Source organism: Halovenus salina (assembly GCF_026410925.1).
Lineage (GTDB): Archaea > Halobacteriota > Halobacteria > Halobacteriales > Haloarculaceae > Halovenus > Halovenus salina.
Window position 1 is genome coordinate 812,259 of the sequence record NZ_CP112972.1, and the last position, 22,617, is coordinate 834,875.

22 protein-coding genes are annotated in these 22,617 nt (G+C 62.9%); 10 read left to right on the forward strand and 12 right to left on the reverse strand.

Annotated elements, in window-relative coordinates; genetic code table 11:
• Nucleotides 1-34: 34 nt before the first annotated feature.
• Nucleotides 35-1,900, reverse strand: coding sequence for a heme-binding protein (locus tag OSC37_RS04050; protein ID WP_267163326.1), 1,866 nt, complete (start codon nucleotides 1,898-1,900; stop codon nucleotides 35-37).
• Between the two features lie 49 nt (nucleotides 1,901-1,949).
• Nucleotides 1,950-3,725, reverse strand: a complete 1,776-nt coding sequence (locus OSC37_RS04055; RefSeq protein ID WP_267163327.1) for a site-2 protease family protein — start codon at nucleotides 3,723-3,725, stop codon at nucleotides 1,950-1,952.
• 95 nt (nucleotides 3,726-3,820) lie between these two features.
• Between OSC37_RS04055 and OSC37_RS04060 the strand changes: the two genes are divergently transcribed.
• Both OSC37_RS04060 and asd read left to right on the forward strand, forming a co-directional pair.
• A complete protein-coding gene (locus OSC37_RS04060; protein WP_267163328.1) occupies nucleotides 3,821-4,213 on the forward strand; it encodes a pyridoxamine 5'-phosphate oxidase family protein in 393 nt (130 codons plus the stop codon).
• Nucleotides 4,214-4,319: 106 nt separating this feature from the next.
• The gene (gene asd, locus OSC37_RS04065) at nucleotides 4,320-5,357 is read left to right on the forward strand and encodes an aspartate-semialdehyde dehydrogenase (protein ID WP_267163329.1); all 1,038 of its coding nucleotides are present in this window, start codon (nucleotides 4,320-4,322) and stop codon (nucleotides 5,355-5,357) included.
• A gap of 40 nt (nucleotides 5,358-5,397) precedes the next feature.
• Here asd and OSC37_RS04070 read toward each other — a convergent pair whose 3' ends face one another.
• A complete protein-coding gene (locus tag OSC37_RS04070) occupies nucleotides 5,398-6,315 on the reverse strand; it encodes a response regulator (protein WP_267163330.1) in 918 nt (305 codons plus the stop codon).
• A 184-nt stretch (nucleotides 6,316-6,499) separates the two neighbouring features.
• On the opposite strand from OSC37_RS04070, the gene OSC37_RS04075 reads away from it, so the two are divergent.
• Nucleotides 6,500-7,858 carry an NAD(P)/FAD-dependent oxidoreductase gene (locus OSC37_RS04075; RefSeq protein ID WP_267163331.1) on the forward strand — a complete coding sequence of 453 codons (1,359 nt, stop codon included), beginning with the start codon at nucleotides 6,500-6,502 and terminating at the stop codon, nucleotides 7,856-7,858.
• Between the two features lie 19 nt (nucleotides 7,859-7,877).
• Here the strand turns inward: OSC37_RS04075 and OSC37_RS04080 are convergent, their stop codons facing one another.
• A complete protein-coding gene (locus OSC37_RS04080) occupies nucleotides 7,878-8,396 on the reverse strand; it encodes a phosphopantetheine adenylyltransferase (RefSeq protein WP_267163332.1) in 519 nt (172 codons plus the stop codon).
• Between the two features lie 329 nt (nucleotides 8,397-8,725).
• On the opposite strand from OSC37_RS04080, the gene OSC37_RS04085 reads away from it, so the two are divergent.
• Complete coding sequence (locus OSC37_RS04085; RefSeq protein WP_267163333.1) at nucleotides 8,726-8,899, forward strand: hypothetical protein; 174 nt, start codon at nucleotides 8,726-8,728, stop codon at nucleotides 8,897-8,899.
• Nucleotides 8,900-8,909: 10 nt separating this feature from the next.
• Here OSC37_RS04085 and OSC37_RS04090 read toward each other — a convergent pair whose 3' ends face one another.
• Nucleotides 8,910-9,317 carry a DoxX family protein gene (locus tag OSC37_RS04090; protein ID WP_267163334.1) on the reverse strand — a complete coding sequence of 136 codons (408 nt, stop codon included), beginning with the start codon at nucleotides 9,315-9,317 and terminating at the stop codon, nucleotides 8,910-8,912.
• 147 nt (nucleotides 9,318-9,464) lie between these two features.
• Between OSC37_RS04090 and OSC37_RS04095 the strand changes: the two genes are divergently transcribed.
• The 3 genes from OSC37_RS04095 to OSC37_RS04105 all read left to right on the forward strand — a co-directional run bounded on the left by OSC37_RS04095 (nucleotide 9,465) and on the right by OSC37_RS04105 (nucleotide 12,150).
• Nucleotides 9,465-10,145: a helix-turn-helix domain-containing protein gene (locus OSC37_RS04095; RefSeq protein ID WP_267163335.1), complete on the forward strand. Its 681-nt coding sequence runs from the start codon at nucleotides 9,465-9,467 to the stop codon at nucleotides 10,143-10,145.
• An 86-nt stretch (nucleotides 10,146-10,231) separates the two neighbouring features.
• Nucleotides 10,232-11,257 carry an ABC transporter ATP-binding protein gene (locus OSC37_RS04100; protein WP_267163336.1) on the forward strand — a complete coding sequence of 342 codons (1,026 nt, stop codon included), beginning with the start codon at nucleotides 10,232-10,234 and terminating at the stop codon, nucleotides 11,255-11,257.
• A complete protein-coding gene (locus OSC37_RS04105; RefSeq protein ID WP_267163337.1) occupies nucleotides 11,254-12,150 on the forward strand; it encodes an ABC transporter permease in 897 nt (298 codons plus the stop codon). The genes OSC37_RS04100 and OSC37_RS04105 overlap by 4 nt, the downstream gene beginning before the upstream one ends.
• 57 nt (nucleotides 12,151-12,207) lie before the next feature.
• On the opposite strand, the gene OSC37_RS04110 is transcribed toward OSC37_RS04105, so the two are convergent.
• The 3 genes from OSC37_RS04110 to OSC37_RS04120 form a co-directional block, all read right to left on the reverse strand.
• Nucleotides 12,208-12,891 (reverse strand): phosphatase PAP2 family protein, encoded by a 684-nt coding sequence (locus OSC37_RS04110; protein ID WP_267163338.1) that lies wholly within the window; start codon nucleotides 12,889-12,891, stop codon nucleotides 12,208-12,210.
• Between the two features lie 50 nt (nucleotides 12,892-12,941).
• A complete protein-coding gene (locus OSC37_RS04115; RefSeq protein WP_267163339.1) occupies nucleotides 12,942-13,649 on the reverse strand; it encodes a DUF502 domain-containing protein in 708 nt (235 codons plus the stop codon).
• A 176-nt stretch (nucleotides 13,650-13,825) separates the two neighbouring features.
• Nucleotides 13,826-15,295, reverse strand: a complete 1,470-nt coding sequence (locus OSC37_RS04120) for a sulfatase (RefSeq protein WP_267163340.1) — start codon at nucleotides 15,293-15,295, stop codon at nucleotides 13,826-13,828.
• Nucleotides 15,296-15,414: 119 nt separating this feature from the next.
• On the opposite strand from OSC37_RS04120, the gene OSC37_RS04125 reads away from it, so the two are divergent.
• On the forward strand, nucleotides 15,415-16,770 hold the full coding sequence (locus OSC37_RS04125) for a PQQ-dependent sugar dehydrogenase (RefSeq protein ID WP_267163341.1): 1,356 nt from the start codon (nucleotides 15,415-15,417) through the stop codon (nucleotides 16,768-16,770).
• A gap of 2 nt (nucleotides 16,771-16,772) precedes the next feature.
• On the opposite strand, the gene OSC37_RS04130 is transcribed toward OSC37_RS04125, so the two are convergent.
• Nucleotides 16,773-17,216: a hypothetical protein gene (locus OSC37_RS04130; protein ID WP_267163342.1), complete on the reverse strand. Its 444-nt coding sequence runs from the start codon at nucleotides 17,214-17,216 to the stop codon at nucleotides 16,773-16,775.
• A gap of 71 nt (nucleotides 17,217-17,287) precedes the next feature.
• On the reverse strand, nucleotides 17,288-18,262 hold the full coding sequence (locus OSC37_RS04135) for an aldo/keto reductase (protein ID WP_267163343.1): 975 nt from the start codon (nucleotides 18,260-18,262) through the stop codon (nucleotides 17,288-17,290).
• Nucleotides 18,263-18,349: 87 nt separating this feature from the next.
• Here OSC37_RS04135 and OSC37_RS04140 point away from each other — a divergent pair, with 87 nt between their 5' ends.
• Nucleotides 18,350-18,547 (forward strand): DUF5800 family protein, encoded by a 198-nt coding sequence (locus tag OSC37_RS04140; RefSeq protein WP_267163344.1) that lies wholly within the window; start codon nucleotides 18,350-18,352, stop codon nucleotides 18,545-18,547.
• Between the two features lie 3 nt (nucleotides 18,548-18,550).
• Here the strand turns inward: OSC37_RS04140 and OSC37_RS04145 are convergent, their stop codons facing one another.
• Both OSC37_RS04145 and OSC37_RS04150 read right to left on the reverse strand, forming a co-directional pair.
• A complete protein-coding gene (locus OSC37_RS04145) occupies nucleotides 18,551-19,228 on the reverse strand; it encodes a cytochrome c biogenesis protein CcdA (RefSeq protein ID WP_267163345.1) in 678 nt (225 codons plus the stop codon).
• The gene (locus tag OSC37_RS04150) at nucleotides 19,225-19,797 is read right to left on the reverse strand and encodes a TlpA family protein disulfide reductase (protein WP_267163346.1); all 573 of its coding nucleotides are present in this window, start codon (nucleotides 19,795-19,797) and stop codon (nucleotides 19,225-19,227) included. The genes OSC37_RS04145 and OSC37_RS04150 overlap by 4 nt, the downstream gene beginning before the upstream one ends.
• Before the next feature lie 140 nt (nucleotides 19,798-19,937).
• Between OSC37_RS04150 and mutS the strand changes: the two genes are divergently transcribed.
• A complete protein-coding gene (mutS, locus tag OSC37_RS04155) occupies nucleotides 19,938-22,592 on the forward strand; it encodes a DNA mismatch repair protein MutS (protein ID WP_267163347.1) in 2,655 nt (884 codons plus the stop codon).
• Nucleotides 22,593-22,617: the final 25 nt, after the last annotated feature.

The window sequence follows — 22,617 nt, forward strand, 5'->3', positions numbered from 1 at the left end:
GCCCGTAAAACGCGTTCGCTCTCGGCTCCGGGGCTTAGGCCAGGAAGACGTGCCGCGGTTTGTCAGCAAGGATTTCACGGCCCCATTCGAGCGTCTCGGCGAATGCGTCCGACCGGAAAAAGCCCATCGCGTCTTCTTTCGAGTCCCACCGGCTGGCGATGAACATGTCGTTCTCGTCGTCGGTGTTGACCAGAAGCGCTGTGTCACGGTGGCCGTCCATCTCTTCGAGCAGCCCGTGAACCTCCTCGAACGTCTCGCCGAACTCCTCGCGGTACTCCGGCTCGACAGTGTAGAACATCCCCATTGTCTCGAAGCCGCCGCCGGCGTCAGCCCAGCCGATTTCGCCAGGCAGGTCCGCAAGGTAGTCACTGGCTGTTTCGGCGGCGTCTGCGGTGTCCCAGTGGCTCACGACCGCCGCTGTGTCGCTCTCTGGGTCGTCGTAGACGGTCGTCCCTCTGTGGGTATCGTAACGGTCGAAACCGTTGCCCAACTCGGCCACCTCGTCTTCGAGTGTCCCCAGGTCGGCATCGGAGTACAACACCAGCGCGAAGATGTCCTCGCCGTGGGGCTGGCCGCCGTAGACGTCGAGGTCGTCGAGCGTCCCGCGGATGTCGGCGGACTCCTCGGCCGTGTGGTCGCCCGTCGCGTCGCCGCCCTCAACGGGACCGCCGTAGCTCTCGTCGACGCCGGGCAGGTCTTGCAGGAACCCGAAGGCGGTGTCAGCAGCCCGCTCGGCGTCCCAGACGCTGACGATGGCCGACCGGCCGCCCTCGGCTCGGACCCGCGTGAGGAGATGCGAGTCGTAGTGCTCGAAGTTGCCCCTGAGTCCGTCGACCTCCTCGGCGAGTTCCTGGGCGTCGGCCCCGGAGTAGAGGACGAGCGCGAACCCGTCCTCTTCGAAGTCCTCGCCAGCGTGGATTCCGAGCTGGGCGAGACGGGTCTCCATGTCCTCGACGTCGGTCCAGCTGGCGTCGGTTTCGGCCATCGGGGGTTTGCCGGCGGAATCCTCGTCGTCTGCCTCCTCGTGTTCGTCTGTCTCTGTGGCCTCCTCGGGATGGGTCGGTACCGAGTCGGGGGTCTCCCCGTCGGTCGTCTCGTGGCCCTCATCGGTCGGAACGGGTTCGCCAGCCAGCAGCGCCGGCAGGTCCGTCGGCGCGATGCGACGACCGACGTAGAAGCTCCCGAAGTCGGCGAACTGGGAGGTCGAGGGGTCGAAGCGCATCTCGTAGAGCAAGTCTTTCATGTCGGTGAGGTCGTCGCCCCAGAGGGTGACACCCCACTCCCAGTCGTCGATGGCGATTGCGCCGGTAATCATCTGGACGACGCTGCCGCCGTAGTCCCGGCCGATATCGCCGTGTGCCTCCATGTGCTCTGCCCGCTCGTCGAACGGCAGGTCGTACCAGTTCTGGCCGGGCTGGCGGCGCTTGTCCATGGGGTAGAAACAGACGTGTGTTGCGTCCGGAATTGTCGGATGCAGCCGCGTCCGGATGTAGTTTGCCAGCCCCGAATTCTCGTCGAGGTCACCTTCGAAGTAGTCTCGGGCCCGCTCTGAGTAACCCGAGGCTTCGGTCACAGAGACAAACGACGTTTCGCGGTCGGTGTACTCGGCGAATGCGGTGTTCTCGAACCCGCGCTCCAGCGCGCCGACGTGAGCAGTCGAAGGGCGGAGATGCAACACGAGGAAATCGGCCTTGTGTCCCAACATCGAGTATATCGCGCTTTCTCCCTCTTCAGCGTCCTCGACGGCGAGCGTCGACTCAAAGTACTCGGTGGCCTCGTCGAGGATTCGCTCGCGCTCGTGGGCTGGCGTGTCACGCCAGGCGTCCCAGTCGATGGTCCGGAAGTCGTGTAATGCGTACCATCCCTCCTCTGTCGGCGGCGGGTCGCGTGGTTCCGGCATACTAGGGACTACACAAGGCGGTGTTGGAAAGCTTTCGTTTCGGGGCCGCTCAGGTCAACAGGAGCGGTCCGAACAACAGCACGGCCATCGCAGCAATCATCGCAAGCGTCAGCGCCACCGTCGCGACGGTTACAATCTCTCGCCCGTAGGATGTCGGCAGCCGCGAGACGACAGACTCTGCTGCCGCCCGGAAGATGTGCCCGCCATCGAGCGGGAACGACGGAATACAGTTGAAGATTGCGAGGTTGAAGTTAATCCACCAGGTCCAAAAGAGGAGGCTGAGCGTGACAAGCAATCCCCCGCCGAAGGCTGAGAACGGCCCCTCGACGACGAAGAACCCAGAGACGCCAGAGGTGAAGCCGGCGAAGTTATACGAGAAGCCGTCGACGATGAGCGTCGCAAACGGCAAGACAAGCAACTGGACGTGATACCAGAGAAAGCCACCCACGGCCGAGAAGTCATCCGGAATCGCATCCCCGCCGAGCATCGCGAGGAAGTTCTCGGCCGGGTACGGGTCGACACCGAAGTCGTTCACCACGATACCGCTGTAGCCGTCGGCCGCAGCGACACCGATACGCGGGTCGGCGCTCGACCCGCCGACGGTCACGTTGTACGGCGTCCGCTCGCCGTCGACGACGGCGACAACTGATATCTCTGTGCCCGGGTCGAAGCTGTCGATGCGGTCGCTGAACGCAGACGTATTCGAGACTCGCGTGCCACCAAGCTGTGTGACGATGAACGACTCTTCTGTGGGTGCGCCGGCCGCTGCCATCGGTCCATCGGAATCGACATCGAAGACGTAAGCCCCGATTGGGAGCGTCGCGCTCCCGCGGTCGGTCTCGATGGACGCGACAGACCGCCCCTCGACAGCGGCCGCGAGCTGTCCTTCGGTGCTCACGGCGGTACCGTTGACCGTCTGGATGATGGGTTGCTGGCTGCCCCCGAGTCGGACTTCGGGAATCACATCCGTAACCGCGCCGGTGATGAGCAAGCGCCTGTCGACGGAAACGTCCTCAGCATCTCGCCGCGAGACAGTCACCTGTTCGGCGTCGGAATCGTCCAGGTAGTCTTCGAACTCGGTTGCGTTCTCGACGTGAGTGCCGTCGATGTGTGTGATGACGTCGCCGCGCTCGATGCCGGAATCGGCTGCCCCAGAGCCATCGAAGGTGTCTCCGACGGCAGCTCCGGGAGCGGCCGTGACGAAGCTCGTCAACACCACGAGCCCGACGAGTGCGATGGCTGTGACAGCGAAGTTGTTCGTGATGCCCGCCGCGAACATCCGGGCCTGTGCACCGCGGTCGGCGTCACGCTGGTCGTCGATGTCGGGTTCGACGAACGCGCCAAGCGGAATGAAGCCGATGAGCGCAATACCCATCGAGTCAATCTCGATATCGTCGACCCGACAGAGCAGGCCGTGGCCACCCTCGTGGACGACGAGACCCACCAGCAGCCCGAACAGAATCTCCGGGGCCGCCGACAGTGGGAGGAAGTCGTTGACGCCGGGGATGACCAGCACGTTCTGTGGACTCTCGATGGTCGCCGTCTCTGGCTGTGTGATGATGGCGGGGACAGAGAGGGCGACGACGATACCGGCAAGAACCATTACGACCAGAGAGATGCCGACACCGAGGTTTCCCCAGGCGCGCCAGAAGCGCTTTGGGCTGGCTAGCCGACTCAGGAACTGTCGGCCGCGCCTGGTCTTGATTGTCAGCATCGGGCCGGTGACCTTGACGTACTCCGGCAGATAGCCGTAGGCCCGCAACGCCATCGCGATAACAGTGTAGATGACGATGCCGACGAGGACGCCGGTCAGCAAGTCTACCATTACGTATGTTGTAGCCCCCTCCGAAAAAGAGGGTTTGGATGGATTCCGGTGAGGCACCGGGTAAGCATATCCGTCCGGCGTGCCACCGAAAGAGTATGCCAGCTATTCCATCCGAATTTCACGACTTCTTCGAGAAGCCGACGTTCGCACACGTCGTAACGATGCTGCCGGACGACCGACCACATACGACACCTGTCTGGGTCGACTACGACATCTCGGACAACAGATTGCTCGTCAACACCGAGCGCCACCGCCGGAAGGCAAAGAATGTGGCCGAAAACCCAGATGTATCGGTGAGTATGACCGACCCCGACGACCCGTACCGGTTCCTCTCTGTCACAGGAACCGTCATCGAGACGACGACAGATGGAGCACGCGAACACGCCGACGAGTTAGCACAGCGGTACGTCGACGAGGACTACCCAAGCGAGATACAGACCGAGCGACTCCTGCTCCGGATTCGACCGGACGATATCTTCCACAACTAGCCAGAGCCGACGACGAGACAGCCCGGATATTCGATGTCGACAGCAGCAGCGACAGATGTGGACGGTTTCCAAACTGTTTTGACCGATGTCCCACCTACGACACCCTATGACAGTAGCTGTCGGCATCCTCGGCGCGACGGGGGCAGTGGGCCAGCGCCTGGTCCAACTGCTCGCGCCGCATCCAGAGTTCGAGATTCGAGCGCTCACGGCGAGCGAGGCAAGCGCAGGCCGGTCCTACGGGGACGCGTCGAAGTGGCGCATCGAGTCGCCGATTCCGGATGCGGTTGCCGAGATGACCGTGACAGAGACGACGCCAGAAGCAGTGCCGGACGACCTGGACCTGTTGTTTTCCTCGCTGCCCTCGGATATTGGCCGCGAGGTCGAACCCGCCTTCTGTGAGGCGGGCTACGTCGTCTCCTCGAACTCCTCGAACGCCCGGACAGCCGACGACGTGCCGCTGACGGTTCCGGAGGTCAACGCCGACCACATCGACCTCATCGAACGTCAGCGTGACGAGCGCGGGTGGGACGGCGCACTCGTCAAGAACCCAAACTGCTCGACAATCACGATGGTTCCCCCGCTCGCTGCACTCGACGACGCCTTCGGCCTCGACCGCGTCACCGTCGCAACGCTACAGGCGGTGTCGGGCGCGGGGTACGACGGCGTCACCTCGATGGAGATTATCGACAACGCAATTCCACACATCGGCGGCGAAGAGAACAAGATGGAGACAGAATCACGCAAACTGCTCGGAGAGTTCGACGGCGCGAGCGTCTCTTGGCACGACACACGGGTCGAGGCCTCCTGTAACCGGATTCCGACTCTCGACGGCCACCTCGAAAACGTCTGGGTGGAGACGACAGCGGACGCGACTGTCGAAGAGGCAGCCGAGGCCATGGAGTCATATCCCTCGCTAGAGCTTTACAGTTCACCGGACCAACTCGTCCACGTCTTCGAGGACCCGGAGCGACCACAGCCCCGGCTGGACCGCACACTGGAGGGCGGGATGGCGGTCGCGGCCGGCGGCCTCAGGTCGACCGACGGCGGCCTCCAGTTCAACTGTCTCGCACACAACACACTGCGGGGCGCGGCGGGTGCGTCACTGCTGAACGGCGAACTCCTGGCCGAAAAGGGATACATTTGAGGTCAGCAACGGAGGGCTGACCGGAACCCACGCCGAGGCGCTATGCCCCGCCCTCGGCGAGTTCGGACTTCATCTCCAGATTGTGGATTCCGTAGCCGATATCGTCGGCGATTTCTATCAACACCAGCTCCTCCTCGCCGCTGATGGTGGTCTCTGGCTGTGTATACAGGTGCAAGGTTCCGTAGATGGTGTCGTTGTACATCGTCGGCACGACCGCACACTCGTTGTACTCAGGGTCCGGCTCTCCGGTGACTTCCGGAGGGAGCGTCGGATCACGTTCGACGACCAGTTGGGGCGTCGTGACAGCGGTCTCGGTTCGCTCGCAGGTATCGCTCACGTGGGTCGGTTCGAGAGCGGCAGAATCGATGCCGCGTGCCGCATGCGGTGTCAAACGGCCATCGTCGTACCGTGTCAGCCAGACGAAGGCGTAGGCGTCGCCGGTGACGAACTGATAGCAGACAGCCTGTTCCAACGGTTCCCGGCTCTCCTCTCGAACCAGGGACCGATTCACCTCTCGAACCGTCTTTCGTACTCGCTCCAGACGGCCGACTCGCTGTTTAGCGCGGGAGGCCTCGACGGCGTTCTCGATTCGGTTTGCCAGGACGGTGTACTGGTCGGCGCTGCTGCTCTTTTGGAGGTAATCTGTCACGCCCGCAGAAATCGCTTCGCTCGCGACTGCCTCGCTGCCCTTGCCGGTGAACAGGATAAACGGAAGCTCAGGAAACTCCGCGCGGACAGATTCGAGGAACTCGATACCGTTGGTGTCGGGCATGTCGTAGTCGGAGACCACACAGTCGACATTGTTTTCGTGCAGGTGAGTCATCCCCTCGGTGGGCGAAGCGGCGGTCGTCACGCTGAACTGCGACGATTCCCGGGTCAGAAGCGTCGGGGTCAACGTGACGAACGACTGGTCATCATCGACGTGAAGCACCTTGATTTCGTCGCCTCCCGGTCCCATTGTCGGCTGATTATGCTGTGACTGACTTATAGTTCACTCATTCGTAAATTTCGGACAAAAATAACTTTTGGTGTGTCTTCGCATCGGTAGACCCATCGAGAAGAGCTCAACCTGTACCGACGAGATAGCACAAAAGGCGGAGTCGATGGCAGGGAATATAAACGCCGGGCGAGTGACGTGAGGTATGGAACGCATCGACGTCGCAGTCGTCGGCGGTGGTCCAGCAGGGACCTCGGCGGCGTGGCAGGCTGCCAAGCACGGCGCCGAGGCGGTCGTTTTCGAGAAGGGAGTTCCGCGGGCCGACCGAGATGGGATGGGCCCGGATTCGACCGACGCCGCCGGCCTGCTCGATTACTGGGTCGACCTGATGGGGTTCGATCCCGACGAGATCCCCGAAGACATCATCCTCCGTCGGCTCGATGGTGCCGACTTCATCGGACCCTCAGCGACGCTTTCACTCGACAACACCGGCATCAGCGCCTCGTATCCGCATTTCGGCTGTGCCTTCCACCGGGCGCGCTTCGACGACTGGCTCCGCGAGCGAGCCGAAGACGCCGGCGGCCGCTATGCGGTCGGTGACAGTGTCACATCGGTCGAAACTCACGAGAACGGGGGGTACAGCCACACGCTGACCCTCTCTGGTGGCGAGCAGGTCGAAGCCGAGTATCTCATTCTGGCGGACGGCCCACAGCGGACCGTCACGGTCGACACCCTCGACCAGTTCACCGCCGACGGTCACTCGATTGCCGACGTACTTGACCCCTCCTCGGTCAACCACATCGCCTACCAGGAACACCGCGAGGTCCCCGAGGAACTGTACGACCCACACCGGCTGAAGTTCTGGTGGGGCCTAATGCCCGGACACACCGCCTATCCGTGGGTATTTCCCAACGACGGCAACGTCGCTCGAATCGGCCTGACGATGCCTATCGGGCTGGATATCGAGGACTACGACCACCGCAAGTGGGCGCTGCTCCGGAGCGACGACGAGAAAATACCACAGGGGAAGACGTACATCGAACGCCTCATTCATCGCGAGTATCCCGAGTACGACATTGAGGATTTCCCGCTCGTCGAAGAGCGAGGGAAGCGAAAGGGAACAGAGACGTACGCTATCTCCTCGACGCGGCCGATCGAGTCGCCGACGCGGGCGAACATCGCGGTCGTCGGCGGCGCGATGGGCGGCACCTCCGCGTTCCACGAGGGTGGCGACCACGTGGCCGTCCGGACCGGAAAAATCGCCGGTCGCCTGGCGGCACAGGGGCAACTCGACCGGTACAACAGTGAGTGGAAGGGGGCCCTAGATACAGAGTTCCTCCGGAACGTCACGATGGCCGACCTCGTCAGAGAGTACGAGCCGGCAGACTGGGACCGCGCCTTCGAGACCGCCGGGACGATGACCAATCAGGGCGAGCGCTCGCTGCTCGGGCTGCTCAAATCGGGACTCTCCGGCGTCAAGCTCCTCCGGGAGTACCAGCGGCGGAAGCGCTCGTTCTCCGACGGCAACTACGTCCAGTTCAGCGAGTCGGAGTACAGCTTCTAAGAACAGTTCTGTTCGGCGGTCACTCCAGCAGGCGGCCGTGTTCGTCGATCTCGCCGTTGCGGATGCGTGTGCTGCTGATTCGGGTGCCGTCCTCAGCGACGACAAAGGGGGCCGTGTGAATTTCGAGCCGAGGCAGGTCGTTCGCGACGCGCGTCTCGTTGAGTTCGTAGGCACGTCGCTGTGCTTTGGCCTCGGGCGAGACCACGAGCGCGTCGGCGTCGGGCCGAGAGGCTGCCGGGCCGTGTGTGTCTTCGAGCGTGACAATCTCGTAGCTGGCACTGTAGGTATTGGCGAGGTTCTCCAATTCCGCGTCGAGTCTGTCACGGCGTTCCTCGATCGGGCCGAGCTGTGCGGCGTGGTCTGGGTCGCTCCGTGTCTGCGTGGCGACGGCTGAATCCGTGAGACCGACGATGACGTGGCCGTCGCCGGTCCCGTCGTGGCTCGCCGTCTGGAACGCGGTATGTAACAGCGCCCGGTGGCCGTTGTGAATTGGGGTGAACGTTCCCCCGAGGATTGCAATCCGTTCGTTTCGAGTCACAGTTCCGTTATACACGGTCGATTGTCGTATACGTACTGGTTCGGACCGAAGGCAGGGTTCATGTCCTCCCAGCTCAAAGGGTGGGTGCGTGCCCTAGTCCCCGCCAGAGTAGACCCATACGGGTGCAATGACGCGCGGCGAACCCGGGCACGCGACAGACCGGACGACAGTGTCCATCGATTCGGAAAACGCCCGCACGAGGGTTAGCCGGCTGACGCGGCACGCCGCCAGGGATGATGCCGGTCGTTAGTGTTTCGGGCGTACATTTTCCGCGAGACAGTGAGCTTCTTGAGCCGGTGGCCCGAACAACAAAGACGGTGTATCCGTCGATGAGACGACCCTCGGAGTGCCCGAACTGTGGTATCAGCTGGGAAGGCCACGAGCCTGCTGAGGCACAGGTCAAACCGACCGACGCCGAGCGCTTCGAGATAGCGTACTACACCGAGACGGAGTCCGGAGCGTGGCGATGTCTTCGGTGTTCACACGTCACGACGGGCGATTGAGACCAGACTGCTACACGTTGTTTGTGGGCTTCGTGTACCAGAACGCGAGTGCGATAAGCACGCCCTGAAGCGGCAGTCGTCCCCAGCGGACGAGTGCAGACGGGTCGCCGCCGCCAGACAAGCCTTCGATGACGACGCCGCTTGTTGCCATGTAGATGTTCGCCGGGTAGATTGCGAGCAACAGCGCTACCGTTCCCCAGGCCGCATACTGTCGGGTTCGGGGAACCAACAGCCCAACTCCGACAGCAATCTCTGCGAGTCCTGAGAGATAAACCAACGCGAGTGGAAACGGCAACAGCGGCGGAATAATCTGTGCGTAGAGGTCGGGAACGACGAAGTGAAGGATGCCAGCGACGACGTAGGCCGGTGCCATCACGTAGAGTATCGGGCGCTTGAGGCGACCGAGGATAGAACTCATTATCTACGGTAGGGCAGACAGGAACGAAATGGTTTCGTCTGCTGGTGTGCGTCAGAAGTCGTCGATAGATTGCCTTCCTGGCGAAAGCAACAGGTGGGTCCGCCCCCAATCGAAACACACAGTAGTGACGATGTTCCAACAAGATTCATGGGACTGCTGGCCGAGTACGAGATTACCTGCGAGGGGTTGCCGTTTGTCGCTGTCGCCAAAGAGGTTCCTGAGACGACCCTGGAGCTCAAATTTCACCCGAGCGAGAGCCATTACACGGCCTTTCTCGTCCGCGTAACCGAGGGGCCTGCCGACGCGGTCGAGCAGGCGTTCGAGGCGGGAGCGTTCGTCGCCGACTACGCTCCTATCGAACGCGAGGATGCCACGCCGTGTTACCGGGTCGAGCCGGCGATATCGATATCGATGAGAGACCAGCTCGGCGACTACGTCGATGACGTGACCGAACTCCAGGCGCTTGCGGCCGCCGACGCCGATATCAAGGGAATTCGAGTCACCGCCACCGGCTGGATTCAAAGCGGCTGGTTTGCCGACCGGGAGACACTCGACAGCTTCCGCTCGTTCTGGGAGCGAAACGGCAGATTCCAGCTGCGCCGGCTGACTCCCGCCGCCGACGCGGGTGACGCAGACGCCGGTCTCACCGACCGCCAACGCGAGGCGCTGTTGACCGCCAACGAGATGGGCTATTTCGAGATTCCCCGGACGGCCTCGCTCGAAGATGTCGCCGACGAGCTGGAGATTACCGCCTCCTCGCTCTCCGAGCGGCTCCGGCGTGCCCACTCACATCTCATCGACACTGTCGTCTCCTACAGTATCGACTAGCAACACGCCGCCCGTCTGGCCGTATATAAACGGCCTCACGGCTGAGAGAAGCAGCTACCCGGCGGTCTCTCGAATGAGGTTCTGGTATGGTAGAATCTCAGAACCGAACAGAGACGGAACTCGCAATCGATGCACAGGACGTTCACGTGACCTACGCCGATGGGACAACGGCCGTTCGCGGGGCAACCCTCCAGGTCGAGCGCGGGGAGTTTTTCGGCTTTCTCGGACCGAACGGCGCGGGAAAGACGACCTCAATCAAGACCCTCGCGACACTGCTTCACCCGACGGACGGCTCGGTCCGCATCAACGGTTACGACACGGTTTCGGAGCCACAGGCGGTCCGCGAGTCAATCGGCTACATGGCCCAGGAGACGAGTATCGACAGAGAACTCTCACCCCGGGAGAACCTCCGACTCACCTGCGAACTGTACGGGGTTCCCGAGTCCGAACGTGAGGGGCGAATCGAGGAACTGCTCGAGCTCGTCGGCCTGGGTGACGTTGCAGACACGCGCTCGGAGAAGTTCTCCGGCGGGATGAAAAAGCGCCTCGACGCCGCGACGGTCCTGGTCCACCAGCCGCCGGTCGTCTTCCTCGACGAGCCGACCACCGGTCTCGACCCCGAGGCACGACTTCGGCTCTGGGAGTACTTCGAGCGAATCAACGACCAGGGGACGACGGTGTTTCTCACGACGCAGTACCTCGAAGAGGCCGACCAGCTCTGTGATCGGCTCTCGCTCCTGCAGGATGGACAGGTCATCGCGACCGGCCGGCCGGAGGAGCTCAAATCCGACGTCGGCGTCGATGTTATAGATCTGACACTCGCTGACGCCGATGAGAACAAACACCGCGCAAAACAGCTCCTTCAGCGTCTCGACGCGGTCGAGGGTGCGACCGTCGCGACGACCACCGCCGGCGTGACAGTCCGGTCCCCGGCGGTCCGGGGGGCGGCTAACGAGGTGTTTGGCGCACTCGACGACGCCGGTATTACCGTCGAGAGCTTCGATATCCACTCGCCGACGCTTGACGACGTATTCCTCGCGCTGACCGATGACTCCACGGAGGAGTCGCCGACGACTGGAATGGCCTCGCTCGGGACGGAGGTGACACAATGAGCGACCGGTCGGCTGCGGTGCAGAAAGCGTCCGGGAACGGTCCAGCGACCGACGTTCGGGTCAGCTTCAAGCGCTGGCTCGTCAAGACCGCTCGCAACCCCTACGTGACCTTCACGTCGCTCGTCCAGCCGGTCATCTTCCTCGTCCTCTTCGTCGAGGTTTTCGGGGCCGTCTCTGAGGGTGCTCTCGCCGAGGTGTTCGCCGACGATATCAGCTACGTCGCGTATCTGACGCCGGCTATCGTCATCATGTCGACGCTGTCGTCGGCCGCGGTCTCTGGTATCGGCCTCGTCGCCGACATGGAGGAAGGAATGTTCGAGAAGATACTCGTCTCGCCGATGAACCGAAGCGCGATGTTTCTCGGGAAGGTCCTCTCGGAGGTCGCGCGCATCGTCGTCCAGAGCACCATTATCCTGGTGCTCGGCTACGTCCTCCTGGCGGTCAAGACGGGCGCGTCCGTCGACGAGTACATCCAGACCGGGCTCGCAGGATTCCTCGGCGTCATCGCCGTCACGGTCGTCTTCGGCGGGGTCTTCATGGCGTACTCGAACATCGTCGCGCTGGTGACCCGCGACCAGGAGGCGACGATCATGCTCGCCAACCTGCTCACGTTTCCGCTGGTCTTCGTTTCGAGTGCCTTCCTGCCGCTGGACGTGTTGCCGGGCTGGATAGAGACCGCCGCGGTGGTCAATCCGATCACCTACGGCGTCGACAGTATCCGTGCGATCATGCTCGGTGAGGACGTGATGACCGTCATCGACGTGACGGCCTTCGGCGGACTGTGGAACACGGTCGTGCCCGCGGTTGCCGTCCTGACCGGCTGTCTGCTCGTCCTCGGTGGATTCGCCGTCCGGCTGCTCCGACGCGCCGCCAGGGCCGACGTCCAATCCTGATTGGTGTGAGTCTGTACCGTCGTGGCGACCCAACCCACCGTCCTGTGAAAGGATGAGTCACCCGCGGTACCGCCAGCCGACGAACAGCCCGGCGGTGAGACAGAGCAGGAGGACCGACTCGATGCGTCCGCCACTCGCCACGAGATAACAGAGGCTCGCTGCGATGCCCATACCGAAGATTTGGGAGAGCGAGAGCCGCGGACCGCACTCCTGGAGACCGACTGCCAACACGACAGCACCCAGAGCGACGCCAGCGACCACGTCGACGAGATAGTGGACGCCGAGCGCGACTCGGCTGGCGCTAACGAGCGCGACAACCACGCCCGCGACACCGAATCGCTGTCGTCGCGTCCCGACGGTCAGAACCACCGCAAGTCCGAGATACGCGACCGTGACACTCGTCGCGTGGCCGCTCGGAAAGCCGTATCCGGTCGCATAGGCCGCCCCCTCGTAGAGCGGTTCGAGAACGTCCGGGAGCAGCCCCGGGTCGAACCACTCCTCGTTCGGGCGAGGTCGCTCGAAGATGTGCTTGAGCGTTCTGTAGAGGCCGATAGCAACCGCCAACATCCCACCGACGGCGAGAATTCCCTCCCGACGCTCTCGCTGTGTCACGACAAGTGAGATCAACAGAAGCGTCAGAAACCAGGCGTCACCGAGCTGTGTGACGAGTGCAGCCACCAGCGCCACCCAGTCCGGAAGCGTCGTCTGGATGATGTCGACAGCACCGACTCCTCGCGCCATACACTCGACACTCGGTATCGGTCAAAATAACGGTGGCTGTTTGCCGTCGTCTACTCCTCTTCGATTTCGTCGTCCTCCTCTGCCCGCATTTCGAGCGACCGTACCGCCTCCTCGGGCGACATATCGACCGCGGCCGGCACCGGCCCCGACCGCTCGGACCCTGCGCCGGTTGTCATCAGCAGGCCCATTCCCTGCCGCACCGAGAGGTCGACCTCGTGAATCTCGTCTTCGGGGACGAGTACGAGCCGCCCGCTCGCAGGGTTGGGGCTGCTCGGTAGGAAGACGTTGTACACTGTCGAGCCGGCGACCTCACTGACCTGTTTCGGGCTCTCGCTCGTGATGAGGCCGATTGTGTAGACGTTCTTCCGTGGGAACTCGACGAGCACGAGACTGTCGTAGGAGGTCTCGGCGCTCGAAAACGACTTCGAAATCTGGCGGACAGTGCTGTAGACCGTCCGGAAAATCGGAATGAGCGTGACCGACCGCCCGAGACTTCCGAACAGGCGCTGACCGGTCTTTCTCTGGGCGATGAATCCCAGCGTCGTAATGAGGAGCACGATCAGCAGCGCCGCAATTACCCGAGCGATTATTTCGACGTTCGCTGTATACGATTCCAGGCTCGTCCCCTGAACGACGGGGTCGACGAGCTGGAATGCGAAGCCGCTCAACAGCTGTAAGACATACAGCGTGATGACAAGCGGTGTGACGAGAACGATGCCGGCGATAAAGCTGTCTCGGAGGCCGCCCCTGAGTGACATATCAGGTAGCACGCAACCGCCGTTTAATAAAGGTGGTTGTGAGCGAACTGGCACGACCGCCCCGTCATAGTGATTAGTGCGGTAATTTTCAGACCTGGTTCAGAAAGTCGGCTGTTTCACGTTCTGAAACACAAAACGAGCGACGGTGTGGCGGTAACGACTCGCAATAATCACTATCAGCGGAGATAGCCGAGGTCTTCGAGCTGTTCTTCGAGATTCTCGTCGATATCTGCGCTCTGTTCGGTCACGATGTCGCTGTCGGTCAGGCGGCCGTACTCCTCGGCGACTCTGTCGTGTTCGTCGGTCGAGACGACCGTTGCCTCTCCGGGAGCGTCGATGTCGACTGTCACGAAGTGGTCGTCTTTCTGTGCGTACTTGCGGACGACGCCGTCGTTGTTCTCGTAGACCGCCCGCCACGGACCGACGTAGGTCTCGATATCGTCGATAGAGCTGTATTTGGGAAGCTTCGCCTCGGGAAGCCGGAACGTCGACGTGAGCGCCACATCGCGGTCAGTCAATGGGTCCTCGGCCGTCCCCTCGACTGCGGCCCGGAACAAAGCCGGCGTATCAGTCAGTGACACAACGGAATCGACGACGCGGCCGTCACGCTGGTCGGGATAACTGACGACGAAAGGGACGTGGGTCAGGGCCTCGTGGACGCTCCATTTGTGGTCCTGAACGCGGACCCCGTCGATGAGGCGGCTGTGTTCGCCGAAGGCTTCGCCGTGGTCGCTCGTTATTACCACGAGCGTATCATCGAGCGAGTCGCGGGCCTCCAACTGTTCGACGAGGTTCTCGACGACGGTGTCGGCCTGTCGGATAGTGCCGTCGTAGAGGTCTTCGAGCGCTTCCAGTCGGTCCCAACCACTGCCGTTGAGCGTCTCCCAGATGCTCGGTTTGTCCTCGCGTTGAATCCGCCAGCTCTCCTCGTCTGCCCACTCGTCGAACTCGGCTTGTGGCTCGTACGGCGAGTGGGTGTCCATCAGGTTGATACAGGCCGCCCAGGGGCCGTCCTGTTCGGCCTCCCAGTCGAGGAAGGCATCGGTAAAGGCCTTGCCGTACAGCGTCTTGTACCCGGATCCTGGCTCCGGACTCTGTTCGGTGTCACCGGCAAGCCCGCCGACCCGTTCTTTCGCGGTGCCGTAGACGCTGCCGAGCGGGCCCGTGGGGAGAGAGCCGAGACGCTGCGTCAGCCTGGAGACAGCGTCGTACCACCTGAAGTAGACGCGTTTGAGCGCCGAGCCGTCAATTTTGTTCTCCAATCGTTCGGCAAGCGGGTACTCTGGCTCGTGTTTGTACTCGAAGGCGTCGCCAAGATTCGAGGCGTTCGAGACGATGCGGTTGTTCGTGAACAGTCCTGTCGCGTAGCCGTACTCGGACTGGAGCTCGCGCCAGACTGTCCGGTCGAGAGAGATCTGTGCAGTGTGTTCGAAGGCTTCGTGTTCCTCGACGTGGGCCCCGGTGAACATGCTCACGTGGCTTGCGATGCTGTGGATGCTCGGGGCCCTGGCCTGGGTGTAGACCGTCGACCGGTCGGCGAACTCGGAGAGAAACGGCGTCGTCGTCCGGTCGTAGCCGTGGAGGCTGGTGTTCTCGGCCCGAACGGAATCGAGGATGACGAGCAGGATGTTGTTCCGTTCGTTCACGCCAGAAGCATCGCCACCGCCGCCCATAAGCGCACGGATTCCGTGGACGAGGCCAGAACAGTGTCGAAACGTTATTTGTGCTTCTGGCCCGAGTTTTGCCTAATGGAAGGGTCCGATACATGAAGCGACGGCAGTTTCTCAGCCTGAGCGCGGGCGCTGGGATGGTGGGTCTGGCTGGCTGTACGCTCGGCACGGGAACGGACAGCCCCAAAAACGAGGGGCCGACAGTCGCCCTCGAAGAGGTCGTCACGGGCGTGACTTTCCCAACGGGGATGGTCTTTCTTCCGGGCGGCGACCGCCTCATCGTCGAACGTACCGGACAGGTCCTCCGACATACAGACTCCGGGCTCGCGCGGGAGCTGTTCGTCGACGTGAGCGACCGGATGGCCGAAGTCGAGGGCGAGCGCGGTCTGGTCGGAATCGCACTCCACCCCGACTTCACCGAGAACCGACGGCTGTTCCTGCGGTACAGCGGCCAGCTCCCCGACTCGATGTCGGCTGATGACTACTCTCACCTCGGCGTGCTCGCGGAGTTTCAGGCAAACGAAGAGCTGACTGGCGTCGTCGAGGACTCCGAGCGCCGGATACTCGAAGTGCCCGAGCCCGGTCCGATGCACAACGCGGGAGCGCTCTCCTTTGGCCCGGACGGCTACCTCTATGCCGCCTTCGGTGACGGCCAGCGGACCAGCTTCGAGGAGGGGAAATCGTGGTGGTACGACCAGGGACAGGCCGCACAGAACATCACCGGCAATCTGCTCGGCGGCATTCTCCGGCTCGACGTCGACAACACCGACGGCGACAAGCCGTACGCGGTTCCCGACGACAACCCTCTCGTCGGCGAAGAGGGACGCGACGAGTACTACGCCTGGGGCTTTCGCAATCCCTACAAAATATCCATCGACGACGGCCGGCTGTTCGTCGGCGACGTCGGTGAACACACCCGGGAGTCGGTATACATGGCAGAAGAAGGGGCAAACCACGGCTGGCCAATCAAGGAGGGGTCCTCGTGTGCGCCCTCGACCTCGATTGGACACTCGATAGCCGACAACCCACTCAACGTCTTCAACCCCAAGACATGGCAGGCACTGACAAACCGTGTCTCGCCGGTCAAGGCGTGTGCGACGCCGAAACACGCGAAAGGCGAGATAATCGACCCAATCGTCGAGTACCAGCGCTCTGGCTCGCGGGCAGTCACCGGCGGCTACGTCTACCGCGGCGACGGCATCCCAGAGCTACAGGGACAGTACGTCTTCGGCGACTACATGCAGCCGGCACCGCTGTTCGCGGTCGACCCCGACCACGACGGTGGACGACCATATCCGGTGCAAGAGCTCACCGTTGAAGGAACCGACAGCGGCCGCCTGAACAGCAACGTGCTCTCGTTCGCCCGCGACCCCGACGGCGAAGTCTACGTGTTGACGACGAACTTCCAAGAGGGAAGTGGACTCGTCCGTCGGCTCGTTGCGGCAAACTGAGCTTACTCGCGCAGTCGCGGCCCGAGAACCGTCGCGCCGACGACGTTGCCGATTCCACAGACGACACCCCAGACCGCGACCGCACCGACGACCAGCAGTGGGCTCCCGACCGCCGTGGCGACCGGCCCGCCGAAGGCCACGAGCGCGAGAATCAGGACCACGATTGGTGTGACGCTTGCGGCGACTGCCGGCGCGGCGGCCAGTCCGTCTCTGAGGCCTGTCCAGAGTCCGACGGCAAACAGCGGGAGGACGTACATCACGACGAGGGCGATGACCTGTGTCACGACACTGTCGACGATGAGACTGTCCCGGACGAACAGCACACCCGCGACCAGACCGAAACAGACCGCCATCGCGACGATGGTCGCGAGGGCTGGCAACGCGCCAAACCGCAGCAGATACTCCCTGTCGGTCTCTGTCCCGGGTCGGTGCCAGCGCTCGAACATAACGGAGGTTTGTGAGTTGGACTCTTTACTCTGCCGTCTCCCGATGAGCGGCTATGAGCTGTTCGACCGAGTTACTCGTGGCCGCTCACCGGGACGGGTTCGTAGGGCGCTTCAAGCCACTCGATGTCGCTATCCGACAGCGAGATATCCAGCGCCTCAACCGCCTCTTCGAGGTGTTCGATACTTGTCGTGCCGACAATTGGAGCGTCGACCCATTCCTTGTGGAGCAGCCACGACAGCGCAATCTGTGCCATCGTCGCGTCTTTCTCGTCGGCGAGTTCCTGGACACGCTCGTTGACCTCTCGGCCGTTGCCCGCGAAGTAGGGGTGTTCTCTGGCATACGAATCTGACTGGCCCCGTGTCGTGGCATCGAACTCCTCGTGGGGCCGCGCCAGGTAGCCCCGAGCCAGCGGACTCCAGGGAACCACGCCGATGTTCTCCTTGTCACAGAGCGGGAGCATCTCTCGTTCTTCCTCGCGGTAGAGCAGATTGTAGTGGTTCTGCATCGTCGCGAACCGCTCCAGACCGAGCCGGTCGCTCGTGTGAAGCGCCTCTGCAAGCTGGTGGGCCCACATCGAACTCGTCCCGACGTAGCGGGTCTGGCCGCGCCGAACAGTGTCATCGAGTGTACGCAGCGTCTCCGCGATTGGCGTCTGCTCGTCCCAGCGGTGGGTTTGATAGAGGTCGACGGTCTCCATCCCGAGTCTGTCGAGACTCGCCGACAACTCCTGTTCGATTGCCTTCCGAGAGAGGCCCCCGGAGTTGGGGTCATCCTCGTCCATCTGGAAGTAACACTTCGTGGCGACGACGGCCTTCTCACGGTGACCCGCAAGCGCGTCTCCGAGCACGCGCTCGGATTCGCCCTCGGAGTACATGTTGGCGGTGTCGAAGAAGTTGATGCCGAGGTCGAGTGCCCGTTCGATAATGGGGTAGCTCTCCTCGGGGTCGAGCACCCAGTCGCGCCACTCCGAGGTTCCAAAGCTCATACAGCCCAGGCAGATGCGGCTGACCTCCATGCCGGTCGAGCCGAGTGTCGTATACTCCATAGCCTACCCCTCGTGCCGAGCGCCCGAAAAAGTTGCCCGTAGCCGCCCATCTACAGGCTTTTATTCACCGTTGGCTAACACGGTGATATGACTGCACTATCTTTCGACGAGGACGGTGTCGATGTTGTCTATCAGGGGACGGATTTCCGCCTGGAGAAGGCACTTATCGAAGACGCCATCCAGAAAGAGTATCCGGACGTGACTGACCACGAGGTCCTCCAGATTATCGAAGACGACCCGTCGCTTTCAGGAGAGCCACGACGTGTCGGCGATATCCTGAAGTGAGCGTCAGGCAGCCCCCGGGACGACCTCGAAAACGGCCCAGAGGTAGTACCCCGAGACAGCGAACAAGATTGCGCCGGTGGCGCGGTTTATCGCGCTGCTGTAGCGCGCGAGAGTTTTCGTGACGCGCTGGCTAAAGGGCTGAGAGAGCAGTGCAAACGCCAACAGTGGCGTCCCGATGCCAAGCCCGAAGGCGAGAAAGCCGAGCATACTCTCGGCGTGTGTGTCATAGAGCACGGGCGTCCGGGCAAAAAACAGCGCAATCGTCGCCGGATTACAGGGGATGACGACGGCCCCAAAGAAGAAGCCGTAGCTGAACGCCGACACAGAGGGGTACCGAGACTGGGGCGGGTCGATGACAGGCAGCCGCGAGAACCGCTTCGGGTCGACCACCAACACGACGCCGACCAGCGCGAGCAGGCCGAATGCGAGCGGCGACACGTCCTCGACGACCGTGTTGACCGACTCCTCCAACACGAAGGTGAAGACAACACCGACGGTTGCCATGAACGTCAGGACACCGGCAACAACGAGCAGCCCGAGAACGGCAACCGGTCGGTTTCCGTCGTCACCGGTACTAGCGAGATACGCAATAAACGCCGGATACAACGGAATCACACAGGCCGCTGTCAATGGCGTCGCGACGCCCAGGGCGAAGTGTTCGGTCAGCCCTGCGAGTGTCATCGACAGTTCTCGTCGAGCGCAGACTCGATTTCGCTCGCCGAGACACCCTTGTCGAGTTCCGTCGTCGAGCCGTCCGGACAGACTAGGATGACCGGCGACTGCGGGGCGACAGCGACACGCTGGCCGAATTGGTCGACGAGACCGCGGGTCATCTCCGCGGGAGCGACCGCAAAGCGCCACCCGAACCCGTTCTCCTCGGCGTGGCTCCGCAGGTCGTCGGGGTCGTCGTTCTCGTCGATGGTGACATCGACGAAGGTAACGTCGTCGCCGTTTCTGTCGTAGGCGTCGGCGAGTGAGCCCTGTTGTCGCCTGCACGTCGAACACCACGTCGCGAACGTGTGCAAGACGACGGGCTGGTCGGTTTCGGCAATCGAGAACTCCTCGTCGGCCGTCGCGTCCATCAGGGTAACAGACTGCCAGTCCGCGCTAGAGCCGTCGCCTGTATCTGTGTCCCTGCCGTCGTCCGCGGTCGTGTCCTCGCCGTCGTCTCCGCCGCCGAGACAGCCAGCGAGTGCTGCCGTCGCGCCTGCCGCCAGAAGCACACCTCGCCGGGTCCGTTCGTCTGTCATTGTCCTCATTTTGTAGGGAGCATTCTAACTAACAGCGGGACTGTGCACCACAAGTGCACAGACGCCACGCGCGAGAGGCGGGGAGACAACCCGACAGGAGACCCGTGACGTTTTAATCGGAGACGCACACAGGGAGGGATATGACCACAGCCGGGGGAATCGTCGGCGAATTCTTCGATTTGAAGCGAGAAACAGACGCCGACCTGTTGGCGATGCAGTGCGGTGATTTCTACGAGTTCTTCGACGAGGACGCAGAGACTGTCGCCGAGGAACTCGACCTGAAGGTCTCACAGAAGTCTTCACACGGCTCGTCGTACCCGATGGCTGGCGTTCCAGTCGACGACCTCACGCCGTATCTGACTGCGCTCGTCGAACGGGGCTATCGTGTCGCGGTGGCCGACCAGTACGAGACCGACGACGGCCACGCCCGCGAGATTACCCGCGTCGTGACGCCAGGGACACTCATCGAGACCAGCGACGCAGATGCCCAGTATCTCGGTGCAATCGTCGCCGACGACGGCGACTACGGCGTCGCCTTCGCGGACGTTACGACCGGCCAGTTCCACGTGACCGAGTGCGAGGGCGACGGTGCGACTGACGAACTGCTGACGGAACTGTACCGGTTCGACCCGGTCGAGCTTCTTCCTGGCCCGACGATGCGTAACGACGACAGCCTGCTGGAGACGCTCCGCGAGCGGACGAACGCGACGCTGACGCTGCACGGTGCTGACGCGTTCGCACCTGGCCGTGCGCGCCACCGCGTCCGGGAGCACTTCGGCGAGGAGACGCTCGACAGCGTCGGCGTCGCCGACGAGGAACTCGGCATTCGGGCCGGAGGTGCAGTCCTGTCCTACGTCGAAGACAGTGGGGCCGGTGTGCTGGCGTCGGTGACCCGCCTTCAGGCCCATGGCTCCGGAGACCACGTCGAACTGGACGCGACCACACAGCGGAATCTGGAGCTGACAGAGACGATGCAGGGTGACCGGAGCGGGAGTCTGCTCGACACAATCGACCACACCGTAACCAGCGCCGGTCGTCGTCTGCTCGCGGAATGGCTGCGCCGGCCCCGACAGTCTCGCGGCGAGTTGCGAGAGCGCCAGTCCGCCGTCGCAGCACTAAGTGAGGCGGCGATGGCCCGCGAGCGAATTCAAGAGACCCTCGACGGTGCGTACGACCTCGAACGGCTCGCCTCACGGGCGGCCTCCGGCAGTGCGAACGCCCGCGACGTGCGCGCCGCCGCCGAGACGCTCGCCCTGCTGCCAGAACTCCACGCGATTGTCGCCGAGACCGACCGCCTGGCGGACTCGGCGCTTCCCGAAGCGCTCTCGCGGCCGGACCGCGAGGCGGCCCAGCGTCTCGCCGAGGAACTCGACGCCGCCATCGTCGACGACCCGCCGGGAACGGTCACACAGGGCGGCATCATCCGCGAGGGGTACGACGACGACCTCGACGAAATTATCACCCGCCACGAGGAGGCGCTGTCCTGGATAGACAGGCTGCCAGAGCGCGAGAAACAGGCACACGGCATCACCCATCTCTCGGTCGACCGCAACAAGACAGACGGCTACTACATCCAGGTCGGCAACAGCGAAGTCGAGACGGTGCCCGACGAGTACGAACAGATCAAATCGCTCAAAAACAGCGAGCGGTTCACGATTCCAGAACTCGACGAGCGCGAGCGCGAGATTCTCCGCCTGGAGGAACAACGTCACGACCTCGAACGCGACCTGTTCGAGGGGCTGCGCGACAAGGTTGCCCGGCGCGCCGAAACGCTCCAGGCCGTCGGCCGCGCGCTGGCGGAGGTCGACGTGTTCGCCAGCCTGGCGACACACGCGGTCAGAAACGACTGGAGCCGGCCCCAACTGTACGACGACAGTAGACTCGACATCGAGGCCGGCCGCCACCCCGTCGTCGAACAGACGACCGAGTTCGTCCCCAACGACGTACGGATGGACGACGACCGCTGCTTTCTGGTCGTCACCGGCCCCAACATGAGCGGGAAATCGACCTACATGCGCCAGGCCGCACTTATCACGCTGCTGGCACAGATTGGCAGCTTCGTACCGGCCCGGCGCGCCGAAATAGGTCTGGTCGACGGCATCTACACCCGCGTCGGCGCGCTCGACGAACTCGCACAGGGTCGCTCGACGTTCATGGTCGAGATGCAGGAACTCTCGAACATCCTCCACTCGGCGACAGACGACTCGCTGGTCATCCTCGACGAGGTTGGACGGGGCACCGCGACGTACGACGGCATCTCCATCGCGTGGGCGGCCACCGAGTATCTGCACAACACGGTCCGGGCGAAGACCCTATTTGCGACGCACTACCACGAACTCACCTCCCTCTCGGAACACCTCAGCCGCGTCGAGAACGTCCACGTCGCGGTCGATGGCGAGCCAAGCGGTGGCTCGGAGGACGTGACCTTCCTGCGGACGGTCAGAGACGGACCGACAGACCGGAGTTACGGCGTCCACGTCGCCGACCTCGCGGGGGTTCCTGGGCCCGTCGTCGACCGCTCCCGAGAGGTGCTCGCCAAACTGCGCGATGAGAAAGCAATCGAAGCCAGAGGCGGCGACACCGAGCCGGTACAGACGGTGTTCGACCTCAACTCCGGCCAGTTCCGCCAGGAGAGCGCCGACAGGGGAGCCGACACGGACGACGAGGAGGCAACTATGACCACGGCGGAACAGGAAGTCCTCGACGCCGTTCGGGAACTCGACGTAACCGAGACACCCCCAATCGACGCGGTCCAGAAGCTCAAAGAGTGGCAGCGCGAACTCGACGAGTCCTGAGAAACGCCTATATCTCCGGCACGTC

Coding starts and splice junctions, on each gene's coding strand:
- OSC37_RS04090 (WP_267163334.1), bottom strand. CDS start 9,317: ATGAGTTCTATCCTCGGTCGCCTCAAGCGCCCGATACTCTACGTGATG.
- OSC37_RS04130 (WP_267163342.1), bottom strand. CDS start 17,216: ATGTTCGAGCGCTGGCACCGACCCGGGACAGAGACCGACAGGGAGTAT.
- OSC37_RS04070 (WP_267163330.1), bottom strand. CDS start 6,315: ATGGGACCGGGAGGCGACGAAATCAAGGTGCTTCACGTCGATGATGAC.
- OSC37_RS04055 (WP_267163327.1), bottom strand. CDS start 3,725: ATGGTAGACTTGCTGACCGGCGTCCTCGTCGGCATCGTCATCTACACT.
- OSC37_RS04085 (WP_267163333.1), top strand. CDS start 8,726: ATGAGACGACCCTCGGAGTGCCCGAACTGTGGTATCAGCTGGGAAGGC.
- OSC37_RS04095 (WP_267163335.1), top strand. CDS start 9,465: ATGGGACTGCTGGCCGAGTACGAGATTACCTGCGAGGGGTTGCCGTTT.
- OSC37_RS04100 (WP_267163336.1), top strand. CDS start 10,232: ATGGTAGAATCTCAGAACCGAACAGAGACGGAACTCGCAATCGATGCA.
- OSC37_RS04125 (WP_267163341.1), top strand. CDS start 15,415: ATGAAGCGACGGCAGTTTCTCAGCCTGAGCGCGGGCGCTGGGATGGTG.
- OSC37_RS04115 (WP_267163339.1), bottom strand. CDS start 13,649: ATGTCACTCAGGGGCGGCCTCCGAGACAGCTTTATCGCCGGCATCGTT.
- OSC37_RS04105 (WP_267163337.1), top strand. CDS start 11,254: ATGAGCGACCGGTCGGCTGCGGTGCAGAAAGCGTCCGGGAACGGTCCA.
- OSC37_RS04145 (WP_267163345.1), bottom strand. CDS start 19,228: ATGACACTCGCAGGGCTGACCGAACACTTCGCCCTGGGCGTCGCGACG.
- OSC37_RS04140 (WP_267163344.1), top strand. CDS start 18,350: ATGACTGCACTATCTTTCGACGAGGACGGTGTCGATGTTGTCTATCAG.
- asd (WP_267163329.1), top strand. CDS start 4,320: ATGACAGTAGCTGTCGGCATCCTCGGCGCGACGGGGGCAGTGGGCCAG.
- OSC37_RS04135 (WP_267163343.1), bottom strand. CDS start 18,262: ATGGAGTATACGACACTCGGCTCGACCGGCATGGAGGTCAGCCGCATC.
- OSC37_RS04050 (WP_267163326.1), bottom strand. CDS start 1,900: ATGCCGGAACCACGCGACCCGCCGCCGACAGAGGAGGGATGGTACGCA.
- OSC37_RS04150 (WP_267163346.1), bottom strand. CDS start 19,797: ATGACAGACGAACGGACCCGGCGAGGTGTGCTTCTGGCGGCAGGCGCG.
- OSC37_RS04060 (WP_267163328.1), top strand. CDS start 3,821: ATGCCAGCTATTCCATCCGAATTTCACGACTTCTTCGAGAAGCCGACG.
- OSC37_RS04075 (WP_267163331.1), top strand. CDS start 6,500: ATGGAACGCATCGACGTCGCAGTCGTCGGCGGTGGTCCAGCAGGGACC.
- OSC37_RS04110 (WP_267163338.1), bottom strand. CDS start 12,891: ATGGCGCGAGGAGTCGGTGCTGTCGACATCATCCAGACGACGCTTCCG.
- mutS (WP_267163347.1), top strand. CDS start 19,938: ATGACCACAGCCGGGGGAATCGTCGGCGAATTCTTCGATTTGAAGCGA.